This is a genomic window from Amycolatopsis minnesotensis, from assembly GCF_039529815.1.
Taxonomy (GTDB): domain Bacteria; phylum Actinomycetota; class Actinomycetes; order Mycobacteriales; family Pseudonocardiaceae; genus Amycolatopsis; species Amycolatopsis minnesotensis.
Genome location: NZ_BAAANN010000032.1, coordinates 48,251 through 73,821 on the forward strand (window position 1 = coordinate 48,251; position 25,571 = coordinate 73,821).

General features: G+C 70.8%; 32 protein-coding genes. 24 read left to right on the forward strand and 8 right to left on the reverse strand.

Annotated features, from left to right (window positions below):
• Positions 1-22 precede the first annotated feature (22 nt).
• Positions 23-775 (forward strand): type III secretion system chaperone family protein, encoded by a 753-nt coding sequence (locus ABD256_RS32470; protein ID WP_344427805.1) that lies wholly within the window; start codon positions 23-25, stop codon positions 773-775.
• A gap of 480 nt (positions 776-1,255) precedes the next feature.
• Here ABD256_RS32470 and ABD256_RS32475 read toward each other — a convergent pair whose 3' ends face one another.
• On the reverse strand, positions 1,256-2,698 hold the full coding sequence (locus tag ABD256_RS32475; RefSeq protein WP_344427808.1) for a hypothetical protein: 1,443 nt from the start codon (positions 2,696-2,698) through the stop codon (positions 1,256-1,258).
• A gap of 240 nt (positions 2,699-2,938) precedes the next feature.
• Here ABD256_RS32475 and ABD256_RS32480 point away from each other — a divergent pair, with 240 nt between their 5' ends.
• Entirely contained in the window at positions 2,939-3,718 is a 780-nt protein-coding gene (locus ABD256_RS32480) for an SDR family NAD(P)-dependent oxidoreductase (RefSeq protein ID WP_344427811.1), read from the forward strand.
• A gap of 12 nt (positions 3,719-3,730) precedes the next feature.
• Entirely contained in the window at positions 3,731-4,288 is a 558-nt protein-coding gene (gene pyrE, locus ABD256_RS32485; RefSeq protein WP_344427814.1) for an orotate phosphoribosyltransferase, read from the forward strand.
• A gap of 44 nt (positions 4,289-4,332) precedes the next feature.
• Here pyrE and ABD256_RS32490 read toward each other — a convergent pair whose 3' ends face one another.
• The gene (locus ABD256_RS32490; RefSeq protein WP_344427817.1) at positions 4,333-4,527 is read right to left on the reverse strand and encodes a CsbD family protein; all 195 of its coding nucleotides are present in this window, start codon (positions 4,525-4,527) and stop codon (positions 4,333-4,335) included.
• Between the two features lie 153 nt (positions 4,528-4,680).
• Between ABD256_RS32490 and ABD256_RS32495 the strand changes: the two genes are divergently transcribed.
• From ABD256_RS32495 to ABD256_RS32545, 11 genes are all read left to right on the forward strand, one after another.
• Complete coding sequence (locus ABD256_RS32495; RefSeq protein WP_425546560.1) at positions 4,681-5,268, forward strand: RNA polymerase sigma factor; 588 nt, start codon at positions 4,681-4,683, stop codon at positions 5,266-5,268.
• Positions 5,259-5,825 (forward strand): Asp23/Gls24 family envelope stress response protein, encoded by a 567-nt coding sequence (locus ABD256_RS32500; RefSeq protein ID WP_344427823.1) that lies wholly within the window; start codon positions 5,259-5,261, stop codon positions 5,823-5,825. Before ABD256_RS32495 ends, ABD256_RS32500 begins: the two co-directional genes overlap by 10 nt.
• Complete coding sequence (locus ABD256_RS32505) at positions 5,825-6,202, forward strand: Asp23/Gls24 family envelope stress response protein (protein WP_344427826.1); 378 nt, start codon at positions 5,825-5,827, stop codon at positions 6,200-6,202. The genes ABD256_RS32500 and ABD256_RS32505 overlap by 1 nt, the downstream gene beginning before the upstream one ends.
• Positions 6,202-6,534 (forward strand): hypothetical protein, encoded by a 333-nt coding sequence (locus ABD256_RS32510; protein ID WP_344427829.1) that lies wholly within the window; start codon positions 6,202-6,204, stop codon positions 6,532-6,534. Before ABD256_RS32505 ends, ABD256_RS32510 begins: the two co-directional genes overlap by 1 nt.
• A gap of 102 nt (positions 6,535-6,636) precedes the next feature.
• Complete coding sequence (locus ABD256_RS32515) at positions 6,637-7,095, forward strand: Asp23/Gls24 family envelope stress response protein (RefSeq protein WP_344427832.1); 459 nt, start codon at positions 6,637-6,639, stop codon at positions 7,093-7,095.
• Between the two features lie 59 nt (positions 7,096-7,154).
• Positions 7,155-7,337 carry a hypothetical protein gene (locus ABD256_RS32520; RefSeq protein WP_344427835.1) on the forward strand — a complete coding sequence of 61 codons (183 nt, stop codon included), beginning with the start codon at positions 7,155-7,157 and terminating at the stop codon, positions 7,335-7,337.
• 4 nt (positions 7,338-7,341) lie between these two features.
• Entirely contained in the window at positions 7,342-7,731 is a 390-nt protein-coding gene (locus ABD256_RS32525) for an Asp23/Gls24 family envelope stress response protein (protein ID WP_344427837.1), read from the forward strand.
• Positions 7,728-8,261 (forward strand): DUF6286 domain-containing protein, encoded by a 534-nt coding sequence (locus ABD256_RS32530; RefSeq protein WP_344427840.1) that lies wholly within the window; start codon positions 7,728-7,730, stop codon positions 8,259-8,261. Before ABD256_RS32525 ends, ABD256_RS32530 begins: the two co-directional genes overlap by 4 nt.
• Positions 8,261-8,833: an alkaline shock response membrane anchor protein AmaP gene (locus ABD256_RS32535; protein WP_344427843.1), complete on the forward strand. Its 573-nt coding sequence runs from the start codon at positions 8,261-8,263 to the stop codon at positions 8,831-8,833. Before ABD256_RS32530 ends, ABD256_RS32535 begins: the two co-directional genes overlap by 1 nt.
• A 331-nt stretch (positions 8,834-9,164) precedes the next feature.
• A complete protein-coding gene (locus ABD256_RS32540; protein WP_344427845.1) occupies positions 9,165-9,557 on the forward strand; it encodes a DUF2784 domain-containing protein in 393 nt (130 codons plus the stop codon).
• A gap of 38 nt (positions 9,558-9,595) precedes the next feature.
• Positions 9,596-10,261, forward strand: coding sequence for a TrmH family RNA methyltransferase (locus ABD256_RS32545; RefSeq protein ID WP_344427847.1), 666 nt, complete (start codon positions 9,596-9,598; stop codon positions 10,259-10,261).
• Between the two features lie 21 nt (positions 10,262-10,282).
• Here the strand turns inward: ABD256_RS32545 and ABD256_RS32550 are convergent, their stop codons facing one another.
• A complete protein-coding gene (locus ABD256_RS32550) occupies positions 10,283-12,430 on the reverse strand; it encodes a molybdopterin-dependent oxidoreductase (RefSeq protein ID WP_344427850.1) in 2,148 nt (715 codons plus the stop codon).
• A gap of 51 nt (positions 12,431-12,481) precedes the next feature.
• Between ABD256_RS32550 and ABD256_RS32555 the strand changes: the two genes are divergently transcribed.
• The gene (locus ABD256_RS32555) at positions 12,482-13,480 is read left to right on the forward strand and encodes a glycoside hydrolase family 76 protein (protein ID WP_344427853.1); all 999 of its coding nucleotides are present in this window, start codon (positions 12,482-12,484) and stop codon (positions 13,478-13,480) included.
• Here ABD256_RS32555 and ABD256_RS32560 read toward each other — a convergent pair.
• On the reverse strand, positions 13,477-14,049 hold the full coding sequence (locus ABD256_RS32560) for a TetR/AcrR family transcriptional regulator (RefSeq protein WP_344427856.1): 573 nt from the start codon (positions 14,047-14,049) through the stop codon (positions 13,477-13,479). The genes ABD256_RS32555 and ABD256_RS32560 overlap by 4 nt on opposite strands.
• 83 nt (positions 14,050-14,132) lie before the next feature.
• On the opposite strand from ABD256_RS32560, the gene ABD256_RS32565 reads away from it, so the two are divergent.
• A complete protein-coding gene (locus ABD256_RS32565) occupies positions 14,133-15,263 on the forward strand; it encodes a serine hydrolase domain-containing protein (protein WP_344427859.1) in 1,131 nt (376 codons plus the stop codon).
• On the opposite strand, the gene ABD256_RS32570 is transcribed toward ABD256_RS32565, so the two are convergent.
• Entirely contained in the window at positions 15,236-15,571 is a 336-nt protein-coding gene (locus tag ABD256_RS32570) for a winged helix-turn-helix transcriptional regulator (RefSeq protein WP_344427862.1), read from the reverse strand. The two genes, ABD256_RS32565 and ABD256_RS32570, sit on opposite strands and share 28 nt — an antisense overlap.
• A gap of 85 nt (positions 15,572-15,656) precedes the next feature.
• Here ABD256_RS32570 and ABD256_RS32575 point away from each other — a divergent pair, with 85 nt between their 5' ends.
• Positions 15,657-16,031 (forward strand): RidA family protein, encoded by a 375-nt coding sequence (locus tag ABD256_RS32575; protein WP_344427864.1) that lies wholly within the window; start codon positions 15,657-15,659, stop codon positions 16,029-16,031.
• Between the two features lie 171 nt (positions 16,032-16,202).
• Here ABD256_RS32575 and ABD256_RS32580 read toward each other — a convergent pair whose 3' ends face one another.
• Together ABD256_RS32580 and ABD256_RS32585 are read right to left on the reverse strand one after the other, a co-directional pair.
• Entirely contained in the window at positions 16,203-17,075 is an 873-nt protein-coding gene (locus ABD256_RS32580; protein WP_344427866.1) for a LacI family DNA-binding transcriptional regulator, read from the reverse strand.
• 85 nt (positions 17,076-17,160) lie between these two features.
• The gene (locus ABD256_RS32585) at positions 17,161-18,198 is read right to left on the reverse strand and encodes a LacI family DNA-binding transcriptional regulator (protein ID WP_344427869.1); all 1,038 of its coding nucleotides are present in this window, start codon (positions 18,196-18,198) and stop codon (positions 17,161-17,163) included.
• Between the two features lie 96 nt (positions 18,199-18,294).
• Here ABD256_RS32585 and ABD256_RS32590 point away from each other — a divergent pair, with 96 nt between their 5' ends.
• The 7 genes from ABD256_RS32590 (at position 18,295) to ABD256_RS32620 (ending at position 24,022) form a co-directional block, all read left to right on the forward strand.
• The gene (locus tag ABD256_RS32590) at positions 18,295-19,317 is read left to right on the forward strand and encodes a substrate-binding domain-containing protein (RefSeq protein WP_344427872.1); all 1,023 of its coding nucleotides are present in this window, start codon (positions 18,295-18,297) and stop codon (positions 19,315-19,317) included.
• Positions 19,317-20,324: an ABC transporter permease gene (locus tag ABD256_RS32595; protein ID WP_344427875.1), complete on the forward strand. Its 1,008-nt coding sequence runs from the start codon at positions 19,317-19,319 to the stop codon at positions 20,322-20,324. The genes ABD256_RS32590 and ABD256_RS32595 overlap by 1 nt, the downstream gene beginning before the upstream one ends.
• Positions 20,324-21,136 (forward strand): ATP-binding cassette domain-containing protein, encoded by an 813-nt coding sequence (locus ABD256_RS32600; protein ID WP_344427878.1) that lies wholly within the window; start codon positions 20,324-20,326, stop codon positions 21,134-21,136. Before ABD256_RS32595 ends, ABD256_RS32600 begins: the two co-directional genes overlap by 1 nt.
• Positions 21,133-21,981: a PfkB family carbohydrate kinase gene (locus ABD256_RS32605; RefSeq protein WP_344427881.1), complete on the forward strand. Its 849-nt coding sequence runs from the start codon at positions 21,133-21,135 to the stop codon at positions 21,979-21,981. The genes ABD256_RS32600 and ABD256_RS32605 overlap by 4 nt, the downstream gene beginning before the upstream one ends.
• Complete coding sequence (locus tag ABD256_RS32610) at positions 21,978-22,613, forward strand: nucleoside/nucleotide kinase family protein (protein WP_344427884.1); 636 nt, start codon at positions 21,978-21,980, stop codon at positions 22,611-22,613. The genes ABD256_RS32605 and ABD256_RS32610 overlap by 4 nt, the downstream gene beginning before the upstream one ends.
• A gap of 10 nt (positions 22,614-22,623) precedes the next feature.
• The gene (locus ABD256_RS32615) at positions 22,624-23,370 is read left to right on the forward strand and encodes an SDR family oxidoreductase (protein WP_344427887.1); all 747 of its coding nucleotides are present in this window, start codon (positions 22,624-22,626) and stop codon (positions 23,368-23,370) included.
• 238 nt (positions 23,371-23,608) lie between these two features.
• Complete coding sequence (locus ABD256_RS32620) at positions 23,609-24,022, forward strand: VOC family protein (RefSeq protein WP_344427890.1); 414 nt, start codon at positions 23,609-23,611, stop codon at positions 24,020-24,022.
• 757 nt (positions 24,023-24,779) lie between these two features.
• On the opposite strand, the gene ABD256_RS32625 is transcribed toward ABD256_RS32620, so the two are convergent.
• Positions 24,780-25,448 (reverse strand): DedA family protein, encoded by a 669-nt coding sequence (locus ABD256_RS32625; RefSeq protein WP_344427893.1) that lies wholly within the window; start codon positions 25,446-25,448, stop codon positions 24,780-24,782.
• Between the last annotated feature and the right edge of the window lie 123 nt (positions 25,449-25,571).

Here is a 25,571-nt window from a genome sequence, read left to right on the forward strand (position 1 = left end):
CGTGGGGGATACCCTGATGGTCGTGGGTATTCCGGCGTGGATCTGGTTCGTCATCGCCGCCATCGCACTGGTGGCAGGCCTCGGGCTGCTCGCGGCCGACCGGTCGAGAGAGGGCTCGCGCAACCGAGAGCGCGCGCGGTGGGCCGATCTGCGCGGCTGGCAGTTCGTCGAGGAGGACGAACGCCTGCCGCGCCAGTGGTCCGGCGGCGCCATCGGGTACTTCGGCGCGGAGGCCGCGGTCAACGTGGTCGCGGGCTCGACGTTCACCTCCGACGGCAGGCGCCCGGTGTTCGTGTTCGACATCGAGTCCGACGGCCAGATCCCGGCCGTGGTGGTCGCGGTGCGCTGCAACCGGGTGCACCCGGTGCTCGTGGAGCTGTGGCTCGCGAGCGTGCCGTTCCAGCGGGCCGAGATGCCGGAGCTGCTCGGCCCGGTCGGCCAGCGCTACGCCTTCGCCGACGACGCCGAGGGCGCCCGCGCGCTGATCACCCAGGAGCTGGTGGACGCCGCGGACTCGCTCGGCGGCGACGTCGGCGTCACCTGGCTCGAGAACGAATGGGTGCTCGCGAGCGCGGCCCCGAACGTCGGCCCGTCCCGCCTCGAACGCCTGCTGCGGGACCTCGGCGAGATCGCCGACATCGTCGACCCGTTCGACGACGAGTTCAGCGGCACCCCCGCCCCCGCCGCGGGCAAGCACTGGCAGCAGGCCCCCGCGGCCCCGGAGCACGGCGGCGGTGCCACCGAGTACCAGGCGCCCCCGCCCCCCGCCCACTGACCCGAAACGGCCCCGCCTTCGCGGCGGGGCCGTTTTCGTTCTTGCGCTTGTTCGCGGGATCCCGCGAGGAGTTGTCCACATCGGCCGCCGCCTGTGGACAACACGGCACTTCCGGGCCGATCCCACCCCATCCCCGGTAAACTGGGCTTGGGGCCGCCCCCGGGACGGGTGGGGGATTCTCTATCGGTAGCGGAGAAAGTCCAGCGCGGCGAACTCGGTGCTGGTCGCAGTCATTCCGGTTCTGCTCGCGAGAGCACCGTTCCGGAAGGATGTTCCTGTAGCGGTCGAGGCCGAGGTCCGCTGCGTATTCCCTGAAGGTGCCCTTCGGGGACCAAGCCCCTCCCCGCCCATCGCACCTGGAATCGACGCGCGCATCGTCCCCGAAGGTGCCCTTCGGGGACCCGCCTCACCGCGTCGTCCAGGGCACGAGCCGGGCAAAAAGAATGGCCCCGCCACAGCGGGGCCATTCCTGCCGAACGCCTAGTCCAGGTGCGGCGTGATCTTCAGGCCGTCGACGGAAACACCGCCGCCGACGAGTTTCTGGCCGAGCACCCCGATCCGGAGGTCGTTGTCGTGCTTGACCGACGCGTCGCGCGTCACCTCCGGCACTCCCGGCTTGCTGTCCTTTGTGGACTGGGAAACGCCTGCCGCGGTGTCGACCGTGGTCTTCGCGCCGCCGGAGACGGTCAGCACCTTGTCGATGCCGAGCGAGCCGCTGGTTTCGTCCGAGAAGTGGCCCTTGGTGAGCGACTTCGCCGTCGAGTCGACCTTGCCCGCCGGGCTGACCGTCGTGGCGCTGTGGTTGGCCGAGTCGAACGAGCCCTCCTGCGCCGTGGCGGCCGCGGCCGAGAGCGGGCCGAGCTTGCCGCCCACCGCGTGCGCCTGCTTCAGCTCGCCGGAGGCGTTGCCGCCGGTGACCACGGTCGCCGAGCCGTCGCGGTTCCGCTCGGCGTCGAGCACGCCGCTGAACGAGCCTCGCGCGCCCTGGTCGGAGGCCACCGTGCCGCCGGCGAGGTCGCCGAACGTGACGCCCTGCGAGGAACTGCGCGCGGCCTTCGCCTCGGCGCCTCCCTTGACGACGCCGTGCACGTGCCCGTCCTTGGAACCGGAGAGCCCGGCGTAGCGGTCGGCGCTGGCGCCGACGCTTTCGGCGTTGTTGCTGAACGCCGAGTTGCCGCCCTTGCTCACGGCGTGGGACATCGAGTTGTCCGCGACCACGTGGTGTCCCTCCTGGGTGGCGGTGTCGAGCGTGCCCGCCACGGGATCGAACTCGAACGCCTCGCCGCGGTCGTTCGTGACTTCGGCGTTCTGCTTGTTGCTGGTGAGCGCGGCGCCGTCGCCGAAACGGACGCCTTCGGTGTTACCGCGCGAGCCCGCGACGCCGGTCGAGCCGACCTCGGAGGCGGAGACCGCGCCGTTCCGCGAGACGTGCAGGTCCCGGTTGCCCTCCGCGGCGACGCGGCCCGCTTCCTCGGAGGTGTGCGCGATCCCGTAGTCGCCGTAGCCCACGGCGTACTTCTGCGATTCGCTGCCCGCGAGCAGCCCCTTCGCGTACGCGGTCGAATCAACGCCGGACAGCCCGGCCGTGGTGGTGTCGGCGGCGTCCACCGCGCCCTTCGCCGCCTGCGCCTGCTCGGCCGCGATCTTGGCGCCACCGAGGTCACCGGCGTAGGTGTCCTTGTTCATCGCGTCCACGAAACCCTTGACGAACGCGGTGTAGCCCGCGCCGTCAGGGGTCTGGATGGGCTGGACGCCCTTGTCGAGGCCGTGCTGGAACGAGTGCTCGTTGTGGTGGTCGATCGGCAGGTCGGGGCTGGTAGCCGCCCACCCGGTCGCCGGTCCGGCCAGCAGGAGCGCGAACGGCGCCGTACCCGCGGCTACCTTCGGCAGGTAGCTCATTCTCCGCTTGTTGTGCTTCCCCATAAGAAGGTCCTCACAGTCAGAGCTTGCATCGGACAAAGCTTGTCTCGGACAGCCCGTTCATCGGAGTGGTGATCTCGGTTACTCCGAATGGCGGCCCGAACGATACTGCCCGTCCTAGTACCCCGCATGGGTGGGACTTAACCGACCACTTTGGGTTAACGCCAATGAGTCAGTATTCCCAGTTCGGCTGACCTCTTCTGTACTCACAGCAATCATTGACGCGTCGGTAACGTGGTCGCCATGCCCACCGCCCTCATCACCGGCGCCACCGCCGGAATCGGTGCCGAGTTCGCCCGCCGCCTCGCCGCCGAGGGACACGACCTCGTGCTCGTCGCACGGGACAAGACCCGTCTCGAAGCACTGGCCGCCGAACTCGCCGAACGTCACGGCATCGCCGCTACCCCGCTTCCGGCCGACCTGAGCACCGCGGACGGCCGTCTCGCCGTCGAGGACAAGCTCGCCGCCGAGCAGGTCGACCTGCTCGTCAACAACGCGGGCTTCGGGCTCAACGGCGACTTCTGGACCGTTCCGCCCGACGAACTGCAGGGCCAGCTCGACGTCAACGTGACCGCCGTGCTGAGGCTGACCAGGGCCGCCCTGCCCGGCATGATCGAGCGCGGCCGCGGCGACGTGATCAACGTGTCGAGCGTCGCCGGGTTCATGTCCGGCCACGAGGCGACCTACACCGCGAGCAAGAACTGGGTGGTGTCGTTCTCCGAGGGCATCGCCGGTTCGACGCGCGGCACCGGCGTCCGCGTGCTCGCGCTCTGCCCCGGCTTCACCCACACCGAGTTCCACGAGCGGCTCGGGATGAAGAAGATCGGCCCGAAGTTCCTCTGGCTCGACGCGGGCTCGGTGGTCCGCGAGGGGCTCGCGGACCTCCGCCGCGGCAAGGTGGTGTCCGTGCCCAGCCCCCAGTACAAGGCGATCGTCGCCTTCCTCGGCCTCGTCCCCCGGTCGCTGATGCGCGCGGTCGGGAACAGGGTCGCGGCACGCGACCGGATCAACGGACGCGTGTGACAAACTCACGCCGTGCGGAAACCGGATCACGCGGCGAAGATCGAACTGGCCAGGCTCGTCACCGAACTGGCCGTGGTGCACGGGAAGGTCGTGCTTTCCTCCGGTAAGGAGGCCGGTTACTACGTCGACCTCCGGCGGGCGACCCTGCACCACGCGGCGGCCCCGCTGATCGGGCAGCTGCTGCGCGAGCTCACCGCGGACTGGGACTACGTCGCGGCGGGCGGGCTGACCCTCGGCGCCGACCCGGTGGCCACCGCGATGCTGCACTCCGCGGCGGCCGACGGGATGGTGCTCGACGCGTTCGTGGTGCGCAAGAACGCCAAGGAGCACGGCATGCAGCGCCGGATCGAAGGCGTCGAGGTGCGCGGTCAGCGCGTGCTCGCGGTGGAGGACACCTCGACCACCGGCGGCAGCGTGCTCGCCGCGGTCGAAGCCCTGCACGAGGCAGGCGCCACCGTGGTGGGCGTCGCGACCGTCGTCGACAGGGACACCGGTGCCCGCGAAGCGATCGAAAGCGCCGGGCTCGAATACCGGTACCTGCTCAACCTCGAAGACCTCGGCCTGAACTGACCCCGAGCCGGGCGGGCGGCCCGAGCGGCCACCCGCCCCGCCGGTCACTTCTTGAAGGCGCCCTTGACCTTGTCCGCGGCACCGGAGACGGCGTCCTTCACGTTCTCCACGGCGTCCGCGACCCCGGCCTTCGCCTGGTCCGCCTTGCCCTCGCCCTGGAGCTGGTCGTCGCCGGTGACCTTGCCCGCGGCCTCCTTCGCCTTGCCGCCGAGATCGTCGGCCTTGTTGCCGAAAGACATGCTGGCTCCCTTCGCTGGTGACGGCACCGGGCCCGGGCCGTCCTCGCCCCGCTCGACACCGCGGCGCGCCGGATCCTCACGCCAGGGCGCGGGTGACGACGCTCACCCATAATTCGACCGTGACGTTTCGGGCTCCGGAGTGTCCAAGGGGTCATGGGAGGTGCCGTGAGCACGACGACCAGCGCGGGGGAACACCCGCCTGCCCCGCTCGACGACGAGACGCTCGTCGCCAGAGCGCGCCAGGGCGACGTCCGCGCGTACGAGCAGCTCGTGCTGCGCTACCAGGGCCCGATGTTCCGGCTCGCCTCCCGCATGCTGGCCAGCAGATCGGACGCGGAGGACGTGGTGCAGGAGGTCTTCCTCACCGCGTGGCGCAGGCTCGGCCAGCTGCAGGAGGACGCGGCGTTCGTCGGCTGGCTCTACCGGGCCACCACGAACCGGTGCCTCAACCACATCCGTGCGCGGCGCCCGGTCGCCGAGGCGGACTACGAGACCACCGAGTCACCGAGGGCGGAGACGAGACCGGAGCACGCGGTCCAGGTCAGCGCGCAGCTGGAGGCACTCGAAAAGGCGTTGCAGCAGCTCACCGCCGAGCAACGGGCGTGCTGGCTGCTCCGCGAGGCACACGGCCGGTCCTACGACGAGATCGGCCGGATAGTGGGGACGAACAGCACGGCGGTGCGCGGACGCATCGCGCGGGCGCGTGCCCAGCTGGCAGAGGTGATGCGGCCATGGCGGTGAACTACGAGCTCCCCTGCGAGCGCGATCTGGAACAGGTGTGGGAACGGCTCGACGAGGTCGGCGCCGGGCGCGCCGACGAGCACGAGCTGAGCTGCCCGCACTGCCGCACGGCGCGGGAGAGCCTGCAGGCGCTGCGCGCGGCGACCGACGAGCTGGTGGCCGAGGCCGACCAGCCCTCCCCCGACCTGGTCGGCAAGATCATGTCGGCGGTGCGGGCGGAGGTGCGGCGCGGGCACATGATGCGGCTGCCGAGCCCCGAGCCGGGCGTGGTCGAGGTGAGCGAGCAGGCGGTCGCGGTGGTGCTGCGGTTCGCCGCGGACGCGGTCACCGGGATCAGGGCCCGCCGCTGCCGGGTCCGCACGGTCGGCATCGGCGACGGCGGCGAAGCGATCGTGGAAGTGGACCTCACCCTTGCGGTGAGTCTGCGGAACGTTACCGGCAGTGAGGCGTTGACTGAGGTGAGGGAGCGGGTCAGCGCCGCCGCGGCGGCACGGGTCGGCCTGCGTCTCGAGCGCTTGAACCTGATCGTGGACGACGTGTACGAGGCGGATGGGTGATGACAGCAACGGAGCCGGTGGCGGAGTACGTCATCAGCGACACCGTGGTGTCCAGCGTGGCCGCGCGCGCGGCGATCGCGACGCCGGGCGTGGTGCGGCTCGAACCGGGACTGGTCGGGCTCGTCACCGCGTGGGGGCGCGCGGCGCGCCAGCGCTGGGAAGGCCTGACCCCGGCGCCCGCGGACGGCGTCACCGCGAAGATCGTCGACGGGCAGGCCGAGGTGAAGGTGGACCTGGTGACTTCGTCGATCGATCAGGCCGCGGCGGTCGGCCAGGCGGTGCAGCGCGCCGTCTCCCGCGAGGTGGCCGCGCAGACCGGGCTCGCCGTCTCGGCGGTGACGGTGTCTATTTTGGACATCGAGCCGGGGACGCGGTGATGGCGAAGACCGATCTGGTCGCGGAACTGCTCGACGCGCTCGCCAAGGTCGACGGCCTGCGCCCGGCGACCCCGCTGGCGCCGCCGAACCAGACCTGGATGTGGTGGGACTGGCAGTCCCTCGCCGTCGATCTCGACGACGAAGTGGTGCGGATCCGTTTCGTGGCAACGAAACTGCCACTTCCCCCGTTGCTGCGCGCCGCCGAGGGCGCGGTGCGCCCGATCCTGCGCGGCACCGCGTGGGAGACGGCCGCGCTCACGCTCGTCGTCGCCGACATCGACGGTGAAGCGTTCACACCGATGCGTGATCGGGACCACACGATCGGGTCGTGACGTTCTCCGAAGTGCTGTGTCTACAGGGTATCGGGGTAGTAAACGAGCCCCGGCCCAAGACAGCTCCGGTCCAAGACACAGCAACCAGAGGGAGAACCGTTCATGAGCACCTCGACCGCGGAGAAGAGCACCACCGTTTCCAAGCCCGGCAACACCACCGAGGTGAGCGCGCTGGTGACGAAGCAGGGCGCGACCACCATCGCGGACACGGTGGTGCAGAAGATCGCCGGCCTCGCCGCCCGTGAGGTGAGCGGCGTCTACGACCTCGGCGGCGGCGCGGCGCGTGCGTTCAGCGCGCTGCGCGAGCGCATCCCCGGCGCCAGCGCGAGCGCGGGGCAGGGCGTGTCGGTCGAGGTCGGCGAGAAGCAGGCCGCGATCGACCTTCAGCTCCTGGTGGAGTACGGCGTTTCCATCGCCGACCTCGCGCGCTCGGTGCGCAAGAACGTGATCACCGCGATCGAGCAGATGACCGGGCTCGAGGTCGTCGAGGTCAACATCAACGTCAACGACGTGCACATCCCCGGTGACGAGGACGAGCCCCAGAACGACCGGGTCCAGTGAGCCAGGCGGCCGCCGCGCACCCGCGCGGCGGCCCGGTTCCTTCGGAGAAGGAGATCGTCATGAACGGCACGCTCTACGGGCTCATCGTCGGGCTCGCGCTCGGTTTCGCGGCCGCGTTCGGCGGGTTCCCGGCCTTCGTCATCGTCCTCGTGCTCGGCGCGCTCGGCCTGCTCGCCGGCCGGTGGCTCGACGGCAAGCTGGACCTCTCCGCGCTCGTCGGCGCGGGACGGGACCGGGGGTAGCCCGATGTCGCTCGCAGTCGAAGCGCCCGCCGCGAGGCATCGCGCCGAGGACGTCGAAGAGCAGACGGTCGACGTCGAAAAGGACGACGGCGCCGAACGGGGGCGCACCACCCTCGAACCGCGCACCGTCAAAAAGATCGCCGCGCACGCGGTCGCCGAGGTTCCCGGTGTCGGAGACGGTGCGAAGGTCGACGCCGCGATCGACCGCGAATCGGCCACGCTGACCGTCTCGCTCGAGGTGCGCTACCCGGAGTCGGTCGCGCGCACCACCGAGGCCGCGCGGGCGCACCTGATGGCGCGGACCGCCGCGCTCACCGGGCTCACCGTGCCGAAGGTGGACATCGTGGTGACCGCGCTGCGGTCCGAGGAGACCGGGAAGCGGAGGGTGCAGTGATCCGGCGCCCGCGCCGCAGCCTGCCCGCCGCGCTGGTCGCGCTCGTCGTGCTGGCCGCCTGCGTCTTCGTCGCCGTTTCGGGTGTCCAGTACCTGCTCGGCGGCCGGCCGTGGCTGACCTTCGACACCGCGCTGGACACCGTGCACGGGATGACCTGGGACGGCGTGCCGGTGCTCGTCGCCGGGGGCGTGGCCGCGGTCGTCGGGCTCGTGCTGCTGCTCGCGGCGGTACTGCCGGGCAAGCCGATCGTGCTGCCGCTCGCGCCGTCCGGTCGCGACGAGACCTCCGGGGCGACGCGGCGCAGCGTGCACGGCGAACTGCGCCAGACCGCGGCTTCGGTCGACGGCGTTTCGTCGGCGAAGGTGAAGCTGCGGGCCAGGAAGCTGACCGCGCGCGTGCGGACGGGCCGGACGGTGACCGAGGGGCTCACCGGCGCGGTTTCCTCCGCGCTCGAAACACGGCTCGACCAGATCGCGCCCGCGAAGCGCCCCCGCGTCCGGGTTCGCGTGAAGAAGACGAGGAGCAGCTGATGGCGAATCTGAACCGGCCCGCGCGGGTGAACCGCGCGCTGCTGGCCGTGCTCGGCCTCGTGCTGCTGGCCGCGGGCGCGTTCGCACTGGTGACCCATTTCGGGGCGCTGCGGGTGCTGGACCCGTCCTCGCCGGTGGTCCCGTCCCTGTCCGCGCCGCCGACCTGGGCGTACTACGCGGCGATCGCGGTGGCGGTCGTGCTCGGGCTGCTGTGCCTCCGGCTGCTCGCCGCGCAGGCGTTCCGCCGCCCGAGGCCGGGCACCTGGCGCTTCGAGAGCGAACCCGAACGCGGCGGGACCCGGCTGAACGGGTCCGTCGCCACCGAGCCCCTGGCCGGGGAGATCACCGCCTACCAAGGCGTCCGCTCGGTCAACGCCACCCTCGCCGGCCGCCGGGAGGACCCGACGCTCTACCTCACCGTCGGCACCGAACAGGGCGCCGACCTCGGCGAACTGCGCGAGCGCATCGACGAGGACGCGGTGCCGAGGCTGCGGCGCGCGCTCGACCTCGACGCGCTCCCCGTCGTGCTCGAATTCCGCCTCACTACCAAGACGGGCGCCCGCGCGCTGTAGGGCTGATACCCGTGTTCGCTCGGGGGAAAACCCTGATGCGCACGCCCTGACCCGGTTGTAGCGTCGTTGACGTGGAGAAACCGGAGAAGCCGGGTACACCACCCGAGCGACCAGGGCACCAGCCGCCGTCCCCCCGCCGGTCGCGGGGAGACGGCGAGCCGGAGGACTATCCCCGCGAATCGCCCACGCCCTATCCGGGGCACGGGCCGCAGGAGCTTTCCCCGGAGGACCCACCGCCCGATGGTGGTCTCTAGATCACTTTGTCGACCGGTTCTCAGCCGTCGAGGAGTACGGTCGGACGTGAAGTGACTGTGAAAAGGGGGATGTGCGCATGTACCGGTTTCTCGCCGACCTGACCGTCCTCGTGCACATCCTCGCGCTGGTCTACATCGGCTTCGGGGGCTTCCTCGCGTGGCGCTGGCCGAAGGCCATCTTCGTGCACGTTTCTTTCGCGGTGTGGGGCGTCGCCGTGAATACTTTTCCCATTCCCTGCCCGCTGACCGCGCTGGAGAACTTCTTCCGCCACCAGCAGGGCCTCACCGATCTTCCCGGCGGGTTCAACGCCTACTACCTCTACGACACCGTGTTCCCGAGGGCGTGGCTGCCGCTGATCGCGGTCATCGCGTTCGGCGTGGTCGTGATCTCCTACATCGGCGCGTACCAGCGCTGGCGCCGCGTCCAGCACGGTGACCAGGTGCCGGGCCACCCCATCGGCCTCGGCTAGGGAACAATCACCCCGGTGTGGGTGGTCTGTTCGTACGCGTGGGAGAACCGGATGGCTCGGCGGTGACCGGGCCGAGCGAGTGGGGCGCGCGCGAGGAGGTCGGCGTCGGCCCGTGGGACGGCCCGTGGCCGGACGACCCGCGGTACGACCCCGAGCTGCTGGAAAACGGCGACCGCCGCAACGTGGTCGACCCGTACCGCTACTGGCGCCGCGAGGCCATCGTGTCCGATGTGGACACCCGTCGGCACCCGTTCCACGTGGCGATCGAGAACTTCCAGCACGATCACAACATCGGCACCGTGGTGCGCACCGCGAACGCGTTCGCGGCGGCGGCCGTGCACATCGTCGGCCGCCGCCGGTGGAACCGCCGCGGCGCCATGGTCACCGACCGGTACCAGCACCTCGAACACCACGAGGACGTGACCGGCCTGCTCGCCCACGCCGCGGCACGGAACCTCGCGGTGGTCGGCGTCGACAACACACCGGGCGCGAGTCCACTCGAAACGGTCGAACTGCCCCGCGACTGCGTGCTCCTGTTCGGACAGGAGGGACCGGGGCTTTCCGGTGCCGCACAGGAAGTCGCCTCGGTGGTGGTGTCGATCGCGCAGTTCGGCACGACCCGCTCGATCAACGCGGGTGTCGCGGCGGGCATCGTGATGCACACCTGGGTCCGCCAGCACGCCGATCTCGGCGATGCGTGGTGACTTTCCCGGGCGGGTAAGCGCCTAGGCGGGGGTGACCTCCACCGGAATCCCATTGAGGACCGCGGTGCCGGACAACGCGTCGAGCCGGGTTTCGTCGGTCAGCAGGTTCGTGTTGACCCCGGCGTGCGCGGCGGCGACCCTGGTCCGCGTGCCGTCGCCGCCGTGGCCCCAGCCGTGCGGGATGCTGACCACGCCGGGCCGGATCTTCTCGGTCACCTCGACCGGCACGGCGATCTTCCCCGCGGCCGATCCCACGTTCGCGAGCCCGCCGTCGGTGAGGCCCAGGCGCCGAGCGTCGTCGGGGTGCACCTGGACGGTGCAGGTGTTGGAGCCGCGCACGAGCGGTTCGAGGTTGTGCATCCAGGAGTTGTTGGAGCTGAGGTGCCGCCTGCCGATCAGCACGAGCGGGCTCGGCGTGGCACCGAGCTCGGCCGCCAGCCTCGGCACGTCCGAGGTGATCGGCTCCGGGGCGAGTTCGATGCGGCCGCTGGCCGTGTTGAGCACGCCGGGCACGCGCGGGCGCAACGGTCCGAGGTCGACGCCGTGCGGCGCCGCTTCGAGATCGGCCAGTGCCAGGTCGTACGGGCCGCCGCGCAGCATCAGGTCGATCAGCCGCGCGGGCCCGGTGCGGTCACCGGCGAGCGCACTGTCCACTCCGGACCGCCGCGCCACTTCGGCGGCCACGAAATCGTCCATCGCGGATAGTTCGGCGGCGGGCTGCCCGGTGACGATCGCGGTCAGCCGCAGCATGGTTTCCCACTCCTGCGGCAGTGCGGTGCCGAGCGCGGCCGGGGTCCAGTTCGCCACGTTCCGCACCGCGAGCTGGTAGAACGTGACGTCGTAGTGCGGGCGTTCCAGCGGGCTCGGGCCGGGCAGGATGACGTCGGCGTGCCGCGTGGTCTCGTTCAGGTACACGTCGAGGGAGAGCTGGAAGTCGAGCCGCCCCAGCGCTTCCGCGAGCCGCTCGCCGTTCGGGGCGCTCAGCGCGGGGTTGCCGCTCACCGTGACGAGCGCGCGGACCCTGCCGTCGCCGGGGGTCAGGATCTCGTCGGCGAGCGTGGCCACCGGTACTTCGCCGAACACCTCCGGCAGGCCGCGCACCCTGGTCCGCCACCGGCCCGCGGTGAACGGGCGGCGCTTGCCGTGCGCGCTGTTCGCCTGCCCGGCCGCGGCCAGCGGGAACAGCACCCCGCCCGGCCGGTCGAGGTTGCCGGTGAGCACGTTCAGCACGTCCACCAGCCAGCTCGCGACCGTGCCGAACGACTGCGTCGTGGTGCCGATGCGCCCGTACACGGCGGCGCGCTCGGCGTCGGCGAGGTCCAGTGCCATCCGGCGGATCTCGGCGGCCTCGATCCCGGTGTGCCCCGCGACGGCGTCCGGGGTGAACGGGCGGGCGAGTTCGCGGACCTCGCCGAGCCCGTTCACGTGCTCCGCGAGGTGCCCCGGCGCGACGCGGTTCTCCGCGAACAGGACGTTGACCAGTGCGAACAGCAGCAGCGCGTCGGTGCCGGGCCGGATCCAGTGGTGCTCGTCGGCGAGTTCGGCGGTGCGCGTGCGCTTCGGGTCGACGACCACGATCCGGCCGCCCCGCGCCTGGATCGCCCTGAGCCTGCCGCGGGTGTCCGGCGCGGTCATCAGGCTGCCGTTGGACACCAGCGGGTTGGCGCCGAGCAGCAGCAGGTGGCCGGTGCGGTCGAGATCGGGCACCGGGATGGAGAGCGGGTCGCCGAAGAGGTAGCCGCAGGAAAGGTGCTTCGGGAGCTGGTCGACCGAGCCCGCCGTGTAGAAGTTCTTGGTGCCGAGCGCCTTGTAGAACACGCGGCCGTACAGCGCGAGCGCGGTGTTGTGCACGCCGGGGTTGCCCGCGTAGACGGCGACCGCGTCGCGGCCGTGCTCGTCGAGGATCGGGCGCAGCCTCGCGTCGATCTCGGCGAACGCCTCGTCCCAGCCGACCTCGACGAACTCGCCTTCGCGCTTGACCAGCGGCGTGCGCAGCCTGTCCCGGTCGTGGTGCAGCGCGCCGAGCGACGCGCCCTTCGGGCACACGTACCCCTTCGAGAACACGTCGTCGGCGTCGCCGCGGACGCCTTTCACCGCCGGTCCGTCGAAGGTGACTTCGAGGCCGCAGCACGCCTCGCACAACGGGCAGGTGACGTTCGCGGTGGTCATAGTGCCCGAACATACCGAGCGGTATGTCGCGGGGCAAGGGAAGATGGCGGGATGAGGGCGGAACGCGCGGCGGCGGCCGAACGGGCGATCACGGTGCGGCACCTGCGGCCGGTGTGGGGGCTGCCCGGCACGGTGCTCGGGCGCAGCGGCTGGCCGCCCGATCCCGGCCAGCGGCTGCACTGGCACTGGAACTACTGGTGGCAGTCGCATCTGCTGGAGGCGCTCGCGGACGCGCAGCACCGCGCGCCGACGGCGGCGCGCGCCGGGCTCATCGCGCGGTTCGCGCGCTCGGTCCGGCTGCGGAACTTCGGTAGCTGGGTGAACGAGTACTACGACGACATCGCGTGGCTCGGGATCGCGCTGCAGCGGGTGGGCGGCGACCCCGGCGCGCTCGACGCGATCGCGAACCGGCTCCGGTCGGGGTGGACGCCGGACGCCGGTGGCGGGATCTGGTGGCGTCGCGGGGATCGGTTCAAGAACGCGCCCGCGAACGGCCCCGCCGCGATCTTCCACGCCCGCGCCGGGGACACCGAGCACGCGCGCGGCCTGCTGGACTGGATGACCGAACGGCTCGTCGACCCGGACACCGGGCTCGTCCGGGACGGATACCGGGTGGACACCGGTGAGATCGTGCCGCACATTTACACCTACTGCCAAGGGGTTTACCTCGGTGCCTGTGTCGAATTGTCCGAAGTGGACTCGGCGAAGCGGGTGATCAGGGCGGTGTCCGGGCACTGCGCGCCGGACGGGGTGATCCGGGGGCAGGGCGGCGGGGACGGCGGGCTCTTCGCCGGAATTCTGGCGCGCTACCTGGCGTTCGCGGCGCGGAAGCTGCCACCGTGCGAGGAATCCGATACCGCGGCGGGAATCGTGCTGTCTTCGGCGGACGCGTGCTGGGATTCCGCGGCCGATGCGCGGGGCGGGCCGTTGTTTGGTCCGGAATGGACAGAACGGGTTTCCGCCGTGCCCGCGAAAGGTGCTGTGGCGCGGGATCTCTCGGTTCAGGTCGGCGCGTGGATTCTGCTGGAGGCCGCCGCCACGCTCGGTTAGCCCCGCCGGGTTCCGGGTTCTCGTGCGGGTAAGCCCCGGAGAAGCGTGCCGAGGAACAGCTCGTAGCGCGGGGCGTGCTCGCCGAGGTCGAGCGGGTTCTCCTGGGACGCGAGCCAGCTCACGACCGAGGTGATGAAGATGTACCAGCTCTGCTCGGCCAGGCCGGGGTGGACGCCCGCGTTGGTGAAGGCGGTGACGACCTCGGTGCGGAGCCGCCCGAACGACCCGGAGTGGCGGTGCGGCCTGGCGGTGCGGGTGGCGTAGCCGGGCACCGCGAGGAACTGGTCGTGCATGGCCCAGGCGAGGCGCGCGAGCCAGGGCCGCCAGTGGCGTTGGGGCGGGCCGTCGGCGGGCAGGATGCGCTCCACCATGACCTCGCTGACCAGGTCGAACAGCTCGTCGCGGTTCTTGACCCAGCGGTAGAGGGCGCCGTGGCTGACCTCGAGGCGGGCGGCGAGTTCGCGCATGGTCACCGTGTCGAGGTTCCCCGCCGACAGCGCGGCGTCGACGATCCGCTCGCGGTTGATCTGCGCGGGGCGTCCGGGGCGGGCTGTCGTGACGTCGGCCATGACCGGGACTCTAGTTTGTGACCAGTGGTCACTAATAGGCGTACACTTCGGCTGTGGCCGATCTTTCGAGGTGAGGAGGAACGGTGGAGGGCACGGTTGCCGCCGGTTTCGAGCCGGTACGGGACGAGTTCGCCGCGATCGCCCTTGGGGAGGGCGGTGACTTCGCCGCGCAGGTAGTGGCCTACCGGCACGGCGAGCGGATCGTGGATCTGTGGACGGGTCCGGAGATCACCGGCGATTCGCTGCTCGGCGCGTTCTCCGCGAGCAAGGGCGCCGCGCACCTGGTCGTCGCGCTGCTGGTGCAGGACGGCGTGCTCGACCTGGACCAGAGGGTCAGCCACTACTGGCCGGAGTTCGCGGTGGAAGGCAAGCGGGACATCACTTTGCGCGAGGTGCTGGCGCACCGCGCGGGCCTGGTCGGCGCGGACACGGGATTCGCGCTCGACGAACTCGCCGACGACCGGATCGTCGCCGACCGGCTCGGCGGGCAGCGCCCGTACTGGCGGCCCGGCACCGCGTTCGGCTACCACGCGCTGGTCGTCGCGGCGCTCAGCGGCGAGGTGGTGCGCCGCGCCACCGGGCGGACCAGCCAGCAGCACTTCGCCGAGCGGGTGCGCGATCCGTACACAGTGGACTTCTACTTGGGACTCCCGGCGGACCGGGAATCCCGTTACCTGAGCGCACAACCGATGCTGATGACCCCGGAGCGGGCGGTCGCGCCCGATACCGGTCCGAACAGTATCCCCGGTATCGCGTTCAACCGGAACCACCCGCGGAACCCGGAACTGTGGCGGCTCCCGAACTTCCGGGTGATCAGGGCGGGCGGTCCCGCTTCGCTGGGCGGCGTTGCCTCGGCGCGCGGCATGGCCAGGATGTACGCGGCCGCGACCAGTTCGGTGGACGGCATGCCTCCGCTGCTGAAACCGGACACCGCCGCCGCGTTCGCGCAGATCCAGTCGCTCGGCTACGACCTGGTAACCCGTGAGCACAAGACGTTCGGAGTCGGCTTCCACGCCACGTCCGAGGTGTACCCGGTGCTGGGGCAGGGTGCGTTCGGCCACAGCGGCGCGGGTGGGCAGCAGGCGTTCGCCGATCCGCGCAACGGTGTCGCCTACGGCTACAGCAGGCGGCGGTTCCCTTGTCCCAGCGGGCCCGCGCCGGAGAACGACCGGCTGATCCGCGCGCTTTACGCGTCTCTCGTGCGGTCCCGGTAGTCCTGGCCCCACTGTTCGAGCATCCCGGTGATCGTGCGCAGGCTTTCGCCGATTTCGGTCACCGAGTACTCGACCTTCGGTGGCACCTGCGGGTACACGGTGCGCAGCACCAGGCCGTCGGCCTCCAGTTCGCGCAACTGCCTGGTCAGCATCCGTGGCGTGATGCCGTCCAGCGCCCGGTCCAGCTCGCCGAACCGCATGGTGCCGTCCAGGAGGTGCCGCAGGATGACCAGTTTCCACTTGCCGCCGATGACCTCCAGCGCGGCCTCGACCGTGCACTCGTCGGCCAGGTCGTCGATCCGGGGCATGGCGCCTCCTCACTATCCTTCTTGATAGTACTGGCTGAAAAAGACCGTACTTGTCGTGCTGGCTGGTACGGGACACGCTCTGGTCATGACTTCGATCGAGCGCGTGACGCACGACCCGGACTGGTACGAGCCCTACCGCATTTCCCTGGCCATCAAGGCGAACGGCCTGGTCTTCGTCTCCGGCCAGGCCGGGATCGACGAGCAGGGCCGGACCGTCGGCGGTTTTGAAGCCCAGGCGCGCCAGGCGTTCCGCAATCTGCGGACGGTGCTCGGGGGCAGCCTCGACACCGTGGTGAAGGTGACCATCATGGTGACCGACATGAGCCATCTCGATCAGATCGTCCGGCTGCGCGAGGAGTACTTCACGCCGCCTTATCCGGCTGACACGCTGGTTCAGGTCGCGGGGCTGGCGCAGTCTGACTGGCTCATCGAGATCGACGCTATCGCGGTGGATCGGTGATCGTTGATCCGGAATCGCCGGTGCCGTTGTGGCAGGCTGGCGATCTTTCGGCACCCGATGGTGTGATGGAATGTGCTTCGCGGGGCGGTGGAATCGCGGGGTGTGTATCGAAGAGGAAGTTTCCAGGTGGCCGCACTCATCTGACGGCGACAGTCCACAGTGGACCGGAGGTCAGCAGCCGCAGGAGGCGCGGTGCCGGAATTCCGGGGCCAGCCGCACGGTTTCCGGGCGTCGTTCGGGGGTGGTGAGCCTGCGCAGCAGGAGGTGCACGGCGGCGCGGCCGATTTCGGCGACCGGTGGGGCCATCACGGTGAGGGCGGGGTCGACGGTGCGGGCCCACGCGGGGTCGCCGTAGGCGGCCAGTGCCACGTGGTCGCCGATCCGCAGGCCGCGGCGGTGCAGTTCGTAGTGCACGCCGACCAGCATCGCTTCGTTCGCCACCACCAGTGCGGAGAGCGCGGGGTGGTCGTCAAGGAGCTTGCCCGCGGCGGCGGCGCCACCGCTCGCGTCGCCTCGGCCGTTCGCCACCAGGTCCGGGTTCCAGCGCAGGCCCGTCCTGCCGAGGCCGAGCCGGTAGCCGAGCGCGCGCTCGTCGCCGGCCACGCGGCCGGGGAGGTCCGCGACGAAACCGATGCGCCGGTGCCCGCGGGTGCCGAGGTGGCGGACGAGCGCCGAGATCGCCTGGATGTTCTCCGCGCCGGACTGGTCCACGTCGTTGCGGTTCGCCACGTGGTCCACCAGCACGGTCGGGATGCCCAGCCGCACCAAGCCGGTCACCACCGAGTCGTCACCGGCCGCGGGTGACAACAGCACGCCGTCGACGTTCTGCTCGCGCAGCGACCGGACGACCTCGGCCTCGGTGGCCACGCTGTCGCCGGTGTCCGCGAGCGTGATCGCGCAGCCCGCGTCGGCCGCCGCGTCCTCGATCGCGTGCACCACGCGCGTGACGTGCGGGTTCGACGGATCGTGCAACGCCATCGCCACCCCGAACCGGTGGGTGACAGGTGTGTCCCAAAGAGGGAGTTCCGGACTGACCGCGGTCATGATTTCTGGCCCCTACTCGCTTGCGAGTGACCGTAACCCCGTTTCGGGTGTCATCCGGTCGGGAAGGGCCAGAGTCGCCGCAGAATCAGGCGTGTGGGTGAACGAGTGCGCAACCGCAGGATTCTCGGTGACGCAGCGTAGGCGGAAGGCGGACGGTTTCCGGGCGGCGGTCGGGATCGGCGATCCTGGCGAGCAGCATCCGCACGGCCTGCCGTCCGATCGCCTCGACCGGCTGCGCCATCGTGGTGAGCGGCGGGTCGACCAGTTCGGCCCACTCCACGTCGTCGTAGACGACCACCGGCAGGTCCGTGCCGATCCGGATACCGCGGCGGCGGGCCTCCTTCAGCACGCCGACCATCATGCTGTCGTTGCCGACCACCAAGGCCGTCGGCGGTTCGAGCCGCGCGAGGAGCTTGCGGAACGCCTCGGTCCCGCCCTCGGCCGACGAGTGTCCACATTCGACCAGATCGGGGTTCCAGGTGAGCCCGCCGCGGCCGAGCCCGAGCCGGTAGCCGAGGATGCGCTCGTCGCTCGTGGTCAGGCCCGCCGCGCCGCTGATCAGGCCGATCCGCCGGTGCCCGAGCGAGGCGAGGTGCTCGGTCAGCGCCGAGGTGGCCTGGATGTTCTCGCTGCCGACCTGGTCGACGTCGCCGCGCGTGGCGAGCCGGTCGACGAGCACGGTCGGCACGCCGAGGGAGACCAGTTCGCTGATCACCGCGCCGTCGCCGGAGGACGGGGTCAGCAGGATCCCGTCGACGCGGCGCGAGCGCAGCGCCCGCACGGTGTCGCGTTCGGTGCCGACGGTGTCGTGGGTGTCCGCGAGCAGCACCGTGTACCCGGCGCTCGCCGCCTCCCGCTCGATCGCGCGCATCACCGCCGCGAAGTACGGGTTGGCGAGCAGCGAGATCGCCACCCCGAGCGATCTCGTGCCGCCGGTGACCAGGGAACGGGCGATCGCGTCGCCGGTGTAGCCGGTCGTTTCGATCGCCTTCAGCACGGCGATCTTCGTTTCCTCCGCCACCGCGCGGGTCCCGTTCACCACGTGTGAGACGGTGGTGATCGACACCCCCGCGAGTTCCGCGATGTCGCGCTGGGTCGGCCGGGTCGACCTCGACGGCGGCATGCTCACCTCTTTCAACTCGCAAGCGTTTGCGCAAACGCTTGCGAGTGAGCATAGGCGGCTCTACGTTCTGCGGCATCGAACGGGAGGTACCCACCCATGAGACAGCGTGGTCTCACCGCACGCGCGACGGCACTGGCCGTCACCGTGCTGGTCACCGCCGGAGCCTGCACGGTGCAGCGGCACTGGGGCGGCGGGTCGAACGCCGGAAGCGGCGGCAAGGCCAAGGTCGGCCTGGTCACCAAGACCGACACCAACCCCTACTTCGTCGAACTCCGCAACTCCGCCGGTGCCGCGGCGAAGGCGCAGGGCGCGGACTTCAGCGCGCTCGCCGGCCAGTTCGACGGTGACAACGACGGCCAGGTTCGCGCCATCGAGAACCTCATGCAGCAGGGCGCGACCACCATCCTCATCACGCCGAGCTCGTCGACCGGCGTGCTCGACGCGATCAAGCGCGCCCGCGAATCGGGTGTGCTCGTGATCGCGCTGGACACCGCGACCGAACCGGCCGAGGCCGTCGACGCCACCTTCGCCACGGACAACTTCGAGGCGGGCCGCCAGCAGGGCGCCTACGTCAAGGCCGCGCTCGCGGGCACGGCCCCGAAGTTCTTCATGGTCGACGGCACCGCGGGCAGCACGGTCGACACCCAGCGGCACGGCGGGTTCCTCAAGGGCATGGGCCTGACCGACGCCGCGCCGGAGATCAAGGGCAAGACGCCCGCGAACGGCGACCAGAGCCTCGCCCAGCAGGGCACCGAGAACCTGTTGCAGCGCACCGCGGACATCAATTCGCTGTACACCATGAACGAGCCGATGGGCCGGGGCGCGGCCGCCGCGCTGCGGGCGCGCGGGCTGACCGGGCAGGTCGTCGTCGGCTCGATCGACGGCGGCTGCGAGGGCGTGCGGAACGTCAAGAGCGGCGAGCTCGCCGCGACCGTCATGCAGTTTCCGAAGAAGATGGCCGAGCAGGGGGTGACCGCGGCCGTGGAGTACGCGAAGACCGGGAAGAAGCCGCAGGGGTTCGTCGACACCGGATCGGTCGTGATCACCGACAAGCCGGTGCCCGGCCTGCCGAGCCAGAACAGCGCGTGGGGCCTGCGGAACTGCTGGGGTGGTCAGTGATGACGGCGGCGACCGCGGCTCAGTCGGCTCAGTCGGCGCAGTCCGGGGAACGCGCGACGCTCGGCGAGTTCTTCCTGCGCGCGCCCGCCGTCGGGCCCGCGCTCGCGCTCGTCGTGGCGGTCGCGGTGTTCTCCATCGCCACCGACACGTTCCTCAACCTCGACAACCTGTCGCTCGTGGTGCAGCAGTCCCTCGTGGTCGGCACGCTCGCGCTCGGGCAGACGCTGATCATCCTGACCGCGGGCATCGACCTGTCGAACGCGGCCGCGATGGTGCTCGGCACGCTGCTGATGGCGAAGCTGCTCGCCGGCGGCGTCACCGGGATCTTCGCGCTGCTGCTGGGAATCATCGCGACCGCGCTGCTGTCCACTGTGACCGGTGCGCTCGTCACGCGGATCAAGCTGCCGCCGTTCATCGTCACGCTCGGGATGCTGACCATGCTCACCGCGACCGCGAAGCTCGTCGCGGGCGGGCAGGGGGTGCGGATCGACGACGGCCTGCTCACCTGGCTCGGCACCCGCCGTTACCTCTTCGGCGGCATCCCGGTGACCTACGGGATGACGCTGGCGCTGCTGATGTTCGTCGGCATGTGGTACGCGCTGACGAAAACCGCGTGGGGCAAGCACGTCTACGCGGTGGGCAACGCGCCGGAATCGGCGCGGCTGTCCGGGATCAAGGTGAACCGCACGGTGCTTTCGGTGTACGTGGTGGCGGGCGTGATCTTCGGGATCGCCGCGTGGCAGGCGCTCGGCCGCGTGCCCAACGCCGACCCGAACGCCTACCAGCTCGGCAACCTCGACTCGATCACCGCGGTGGTGCTCGGGGGCACCAGCCTGTTCGGCGGCCGCGGATCGGTGCTCGGCACGATGCTCGGCGCGCTCGTCGTCGCCGTGCTGCGGTCGGGGCTGACCCAGCTCGGCGTGGACGCGCTGTACCAGGACGTGGCGACCGGCGCGCTGGTGATCGCCGCGGTGGTCGTGGACCGGCTCGCGAGGAGGCAGCGCTGATGACCGAGCAGCAGGAAACCCTTTCCGCGCGCGGGTTGGTGAAGCGGTACGGCCGGGTGACCGCGATCGACGGCGCCGACTTCGACCTCTACCCCGGCGAAGTGCTCGCCGTGGTCGGTGACAACGGGGCGGGCAAGTCGAGCCTCATCAAGGCGCTTTCCGGTGCCGTGGTGCCGGATGCCGGTGAGATCAAAGTGGACGGCCGGACCGTCCACTTCAGAACCCCGATCGACGCGCGCCGCTACGGCATCGAGACGGTGTACCAGGACCTCGCGCTGGCGCCGGCGCAGGACATCGCGTCGAACATGTTCCTCGGCAGGGAAAAGCGCCGCGGTGGCCTGTTCGGACTGTTCCGCGCGCTCGACACGGCGACCATGCGCACCGAGGCGCAGCGCGTGCTCGACGAGCTGGGCATTCAGGTCAAGTCCATCACGCAGCCGGTGGAAACGCTCTCCGGCGGGCAGCGGCAGGGCGTCGCGGTGGCGCGCGCGGCGGCGTTCGGCACCAAGGCCGTGATCATGGACGAGCCGACCGCCGCGCTCGGGGTCGCCGAGTCCGGCAAGGTGCTCGCGCTGATCGACCGCATCCGCGAGCGCGGCCTGCCGGTCGTGCTGATCAGCCACAACATGCCGCACGTGTTCGACATCGCCGACCGCATCCACGTGCACCGGCTCGGCAAGCGGGTGGGCGTCGTGTCGCCGAAGACGCACAGCATGAACCAGGTCGTCGGGCTGATCACCGGCGCGCTGCGCATCGGTGAGGACGGTGCGGTGGAAGAGGTGGCGGCCGCGGTGCGCGCGGGGCTGAAATGACCGTACTCCTCGCCGGTCTGTCCACTGTGGACGTCGTGCAGCGCGTCGACGGGTTCCCGGCGCCGGGTGAGAAGGTGCAGTCGGGCTCGGTCGACGTCGCCGCCGGTGGCCCCGCGGCGAACGCGGCGGTGACCGTGGCGGCGCTCGGCGGGCGCGCGGTCCTGCACACCGTGCTCGGCGCCCACCCGCTGGCCGGGCTCGCCCGCGCGGACCTGGAGTCCTGTGGTGTGACCGTTGTCGACGCCGCGCCCGGCCACCCGGACCCGCCCGCGTTGAGCAACGTCGTGGTCAGGGAAGGCGATGGCGAGCGGACCGTGGTGTCGCGCAACGCCGCCGAGACCGGCCCGATCGGGTCGCTCCCGGTGCCGCCGGAGGACACGCGGGTGGTGCTCGTCGACGGGCACCACCCCGAGCTGGCGATGAACGCGGCGCGCTGGGCACGGGCGCGCGGTGTCCCGGTGGTGCTCGACGCGGGGAGCTGGAAGCCGGTGCTCGACGAGCTGCTGCCGCTGGTCGACATCGCCGCCTGCTCGGCGCACTTCCGCGTGCCGGAACCGGATCTGCACGCGCGTGGGGTGCCGGCGGTGGTCGTCACCGCGGGTCCCGAGCCCGTTCGATGGTCCACAAAGGACGGATCGGGCGAGGTCGCGGTTCCTCGGGTGGCCGCAAGGGATACGCTCGGCGCGGGCGATGTGTGGCATGGTGCGCTTGCGTTCGGCGTGAGACTGCTCGGGCTGCCCGAGCTGATCGGGTTCGCCAACGAGGTGGCCGCCGAACGCGTGCGCCACGCCGGGCCGAGGAGCTGGCTGGCCGCGGTCAGCGACAAGGGAAGGGGAATCGGATGACGTCGTTCGACGAGCTGCTCGGCAGGGCGGAAGCCCTGGCGTCGGCGGGAACGCGGAAGCTGCTCGGCATCGTGGGCGCGCCCGCGTCCGGCAAGACCACGCTCGCCTGGGGCATCGCCGAGAAGCTGGGCACGCGCGCCGCCGTGGTCGGGATGGACGGGTTCCACCTCGCGCAGGTGGAGCTGAACCGGCTCGGCCGCGCCGAGCGCAAGGGCGCGCCGGACACCTTCGACGGCGCCGGGTACGTGCACCTGTTGCGGCGCCTGAAAGCCGCCGAGGAAACCGTGTACGCGCCGGAGTTCCGCCGCGAGATCGAGGAGCCGATCGCGGGCGCCGTCCCGGTGTCACCGGACGTGCCGCTGGTGATCACCGAGGGCAACTACCTGCTCGTCGACGAAGATCCGTGGAGCGGTGCGCGGGCGCTGCTCGACGAGGTGTGGTTCCTCGCGCCCGACGAGCCGGAGCGCATCCAGCGCCTGGTCACCCGGCACCGCCGTTACGGCCGCTCGCTCGTCGAGGCGCAGCAGCGCGCGCTCGGCTCGGACCAGCGCAACGCCGACATCATCGCGACCACCGCGGCCCGCGCGGATCTGGTGCTGGAAAACATGCCGCTGGTGAACTTCGAGATCTAGGATCGCCGGTATGACGGGGGTGCTGATCGTGACCGGCGGAAGCCGGGGCATCGGCGCCGAGGTGTGCGCGCTCGCCGCACAGCACGGCTACGACGTGGTGGTGAACTACGCCGGCGACGAGCAGGCCGCCGCGACCGTGGTGAAACGCGTCGAAGAAGCGGGCCGCAAGGCGGTCGCGGTGCGCGGCGACGTGGCGGTCGAAGCGGACGTCTGCGCGCTGTTCGACGCGGCCGCCGGGCTGGGCACGCTCACCGCGCTGGTGAACAACGCCGGGATCACCGGCAACACGCCGGGCAGGCTCGACGCCCAGCGCGTCGAAACGGTGCGGCGCGTGCTGGACGTCAACGTGACCGGCGTGTTCCTGTGCGCGCGGGAAGCGGTGCGCCGCATGTCGACGCGCTACGGCGGCGAGGGCGGCGTGATCGTCAACGTGTCCTCGACGGCCGCGCGGACGGGTTCCGCCGGCGAATGGGTGCACTACGCGGCGAGCAAGGCCGCCGTCGAGACGATGACCTTCGGGCTCGCGCAGGAGGTCGCGGCGGAGGACGTCCGGGTCAACGCGGTGGCGCCGGGCATGGTCGAAACCGGCCTGCACGCGGCGGCGGGCCTGCCGGACCGGCTCGGCCGGCTCGCGCCGACCATCCCGATGGGCCGCGCGGGGCGTCCCGAGGAGATCGCCGAGGCCGTGCTGTGGCTGTTGTCCCCAGCCTCTTCGTACGCGACCGGCGCTGTCCTGCCGGTCGGCGGTGGCCGCTGAGGAGTTGTCCACAGATCTGCGGGTTGTGCACAATGCCTGTGGATAACCCGGGTGGATGCGGCGGGCGGCTATTTGTGGACGTTTTTGTTCTCCGATTGGCGGGGAAACGAGTGGGTAACTCTTCGCTGTGAAGGCGGTCCAACCCGGATCTTGCGCGTCTCAAGAGTCGTTCAAGCGTGGGGACCGGCGAACCGGGCCGACGCTCCTCAGACAGCCCCACAAGGGTGGGAAGGACGGCATGTCCAAGCTCACGAGTGTGCATCACCTGGCGCTCACCGTCACCGACGTCGACCGCAGCGTGCCCTGGTACGAGCGGGTGCTCGGCCTGGTGGAGTTCGCGCGGCGCGAAGATGCGGAGACCGGGTTGCGCAAGGTGGTGCTGAGATCGCCGGGTGAAGAGTTCTCGGTCGCGCTGGTGCAGCACCCGTACGCCGACCGGCGGCCGTTCGACGAGCGGGTCACCGGCCTCGACCACGTCGCCTTCAAGGTTTCGTCGCAGGCCGACCTGCGACAGTGGGAAGAGCGCCTGGCCGAGTACGGCGTGACCTACACGCCGGCGAAACCGTCGCGGACGCTGCCGGGCTCGCTCGTGGTGGTGCTGCGCGACCCCGACGGCATCCAGCTCGAGATCTGGGCCGATCCCGAACCCTGAGCCGCCCCGAACGCGAGTGCGGCAGGAATTGCGGCACTGCTTTCGTCGTGCGCCAGCGCTTACGTTTCCGCCCGGTAGGGGCGTCGAAATCGTCGCGGAAGGCACTTTCCCCGCCTGCGCCGCAAACTACGCACGCGGTTCGAAACCGAAACGCGCCTCGTGGTCTGGGGCCAGGTGAGTACGCGGGCTGGGGTCGCCGCTGCCGGGTCCCCGAAGGCGTCCTTGAGGGAATCTGACGCCACAAATCCTCCCCTCGCGGGGCTCGCCGCTTGGGTCGCTTCGCTGCCGCATGCCGCATGCCGCATGCCGCGAAGGGCACCTTCGCGGCGTCAGATTCCCCCAAGGCGTCCTTCAGAGCATGCGCGAGCGAAGGCGACGGGGCGCTAACGGACGAGCTTAGGCGCGAGGGGGCGATTTGGGGCGCTCTGTTCCCCGAAGGCGCCCTTCAGGGACGGCGGCACTCGGGTGAAGTGCGCGAGGGGAAGATTTGCGGCGTCTGGTTCCCCGAAGGTCACCTTCGGGGCATCAGCGGCGCCATGCTCCGCGCTGTGACGGCCGAGAATGCGGCGTTGGGTGCCCTGAAGGCGTCCTTGAGGGAATGTGATGCCGCGAAGGGCACCTTCAGGGCGCTCTATGCCCCGAAGGTCACCTTCGCGGCATAGGAGGGCGGAGCAGGAACTGCACGAGGGGGAGATTTGTGCGTCTCATGCTTCGAAGGCGTCCTCCGGGGCATGCGCGCAAGGGGCCGAAGAGAAGGTCAGGTGTGGGCGGATTCGATGTCGTCGACGGGCTTCCGCATTTCCTGGCGGTACCGCCACACGCCGTAGGCCGTGCCCAGTACGAAGAACGCGATGCTCAGCCACAGCACGACCGTCTTCACCCACGGGATCTGGTCCAGCAGGCCCGCGCCGTAGTAGCCGAGCAGCACCAGCGTCGGCACCCACAGCACGCCGCCGACCGTGGTCGCCAGCAGGAACCGCCGCTGGTCCATCCGCGCGGTGCCCGCGATCAGCGGCGCCAGCGTGCGGATCCACGGGATCCACCTCGCGGCGACGATCGCGAAGAAGCCCTTGCGGTCGAGGAAGGAGCGCGCGCGGTCGAGGTTGTGGCGGTTCAGCACCTTGCCGCCGCGGCGGGCGATGAACTTGGTGCCGGTGCGCTTCCCGATCACGTAGCCGATGTGGTTGCCGATCACGGCGACGAGCAGCGCGGCGACCGAAAGCAGCCACGCGTGCCACGGCGCGTCCTGCTGCGCGAGCACCACCCCGGCGGCGAACAGCAGCGAGTCGCCGGGCAGGAACAGGCCGACGATCAGCGCGCATTCGACGAACACGAAGCTCAGCACGATGACCCAGACCAGTGTCGGCCCGGCGGTATCGAGCCAGCTCACGCCGAAGCCGGCGGATTCGGCATACACCCCGTTCACAGCCATGAGCCTACGTGTCCGTCGTTGCCGGCATGTGCCCGAATCGAATTTCCGGCGTGTCCGTTATGTGAAGAAGGGGGCGTTACCGCGGCTGACCCGCGGCAACGCCCCCTTGCCAAGATC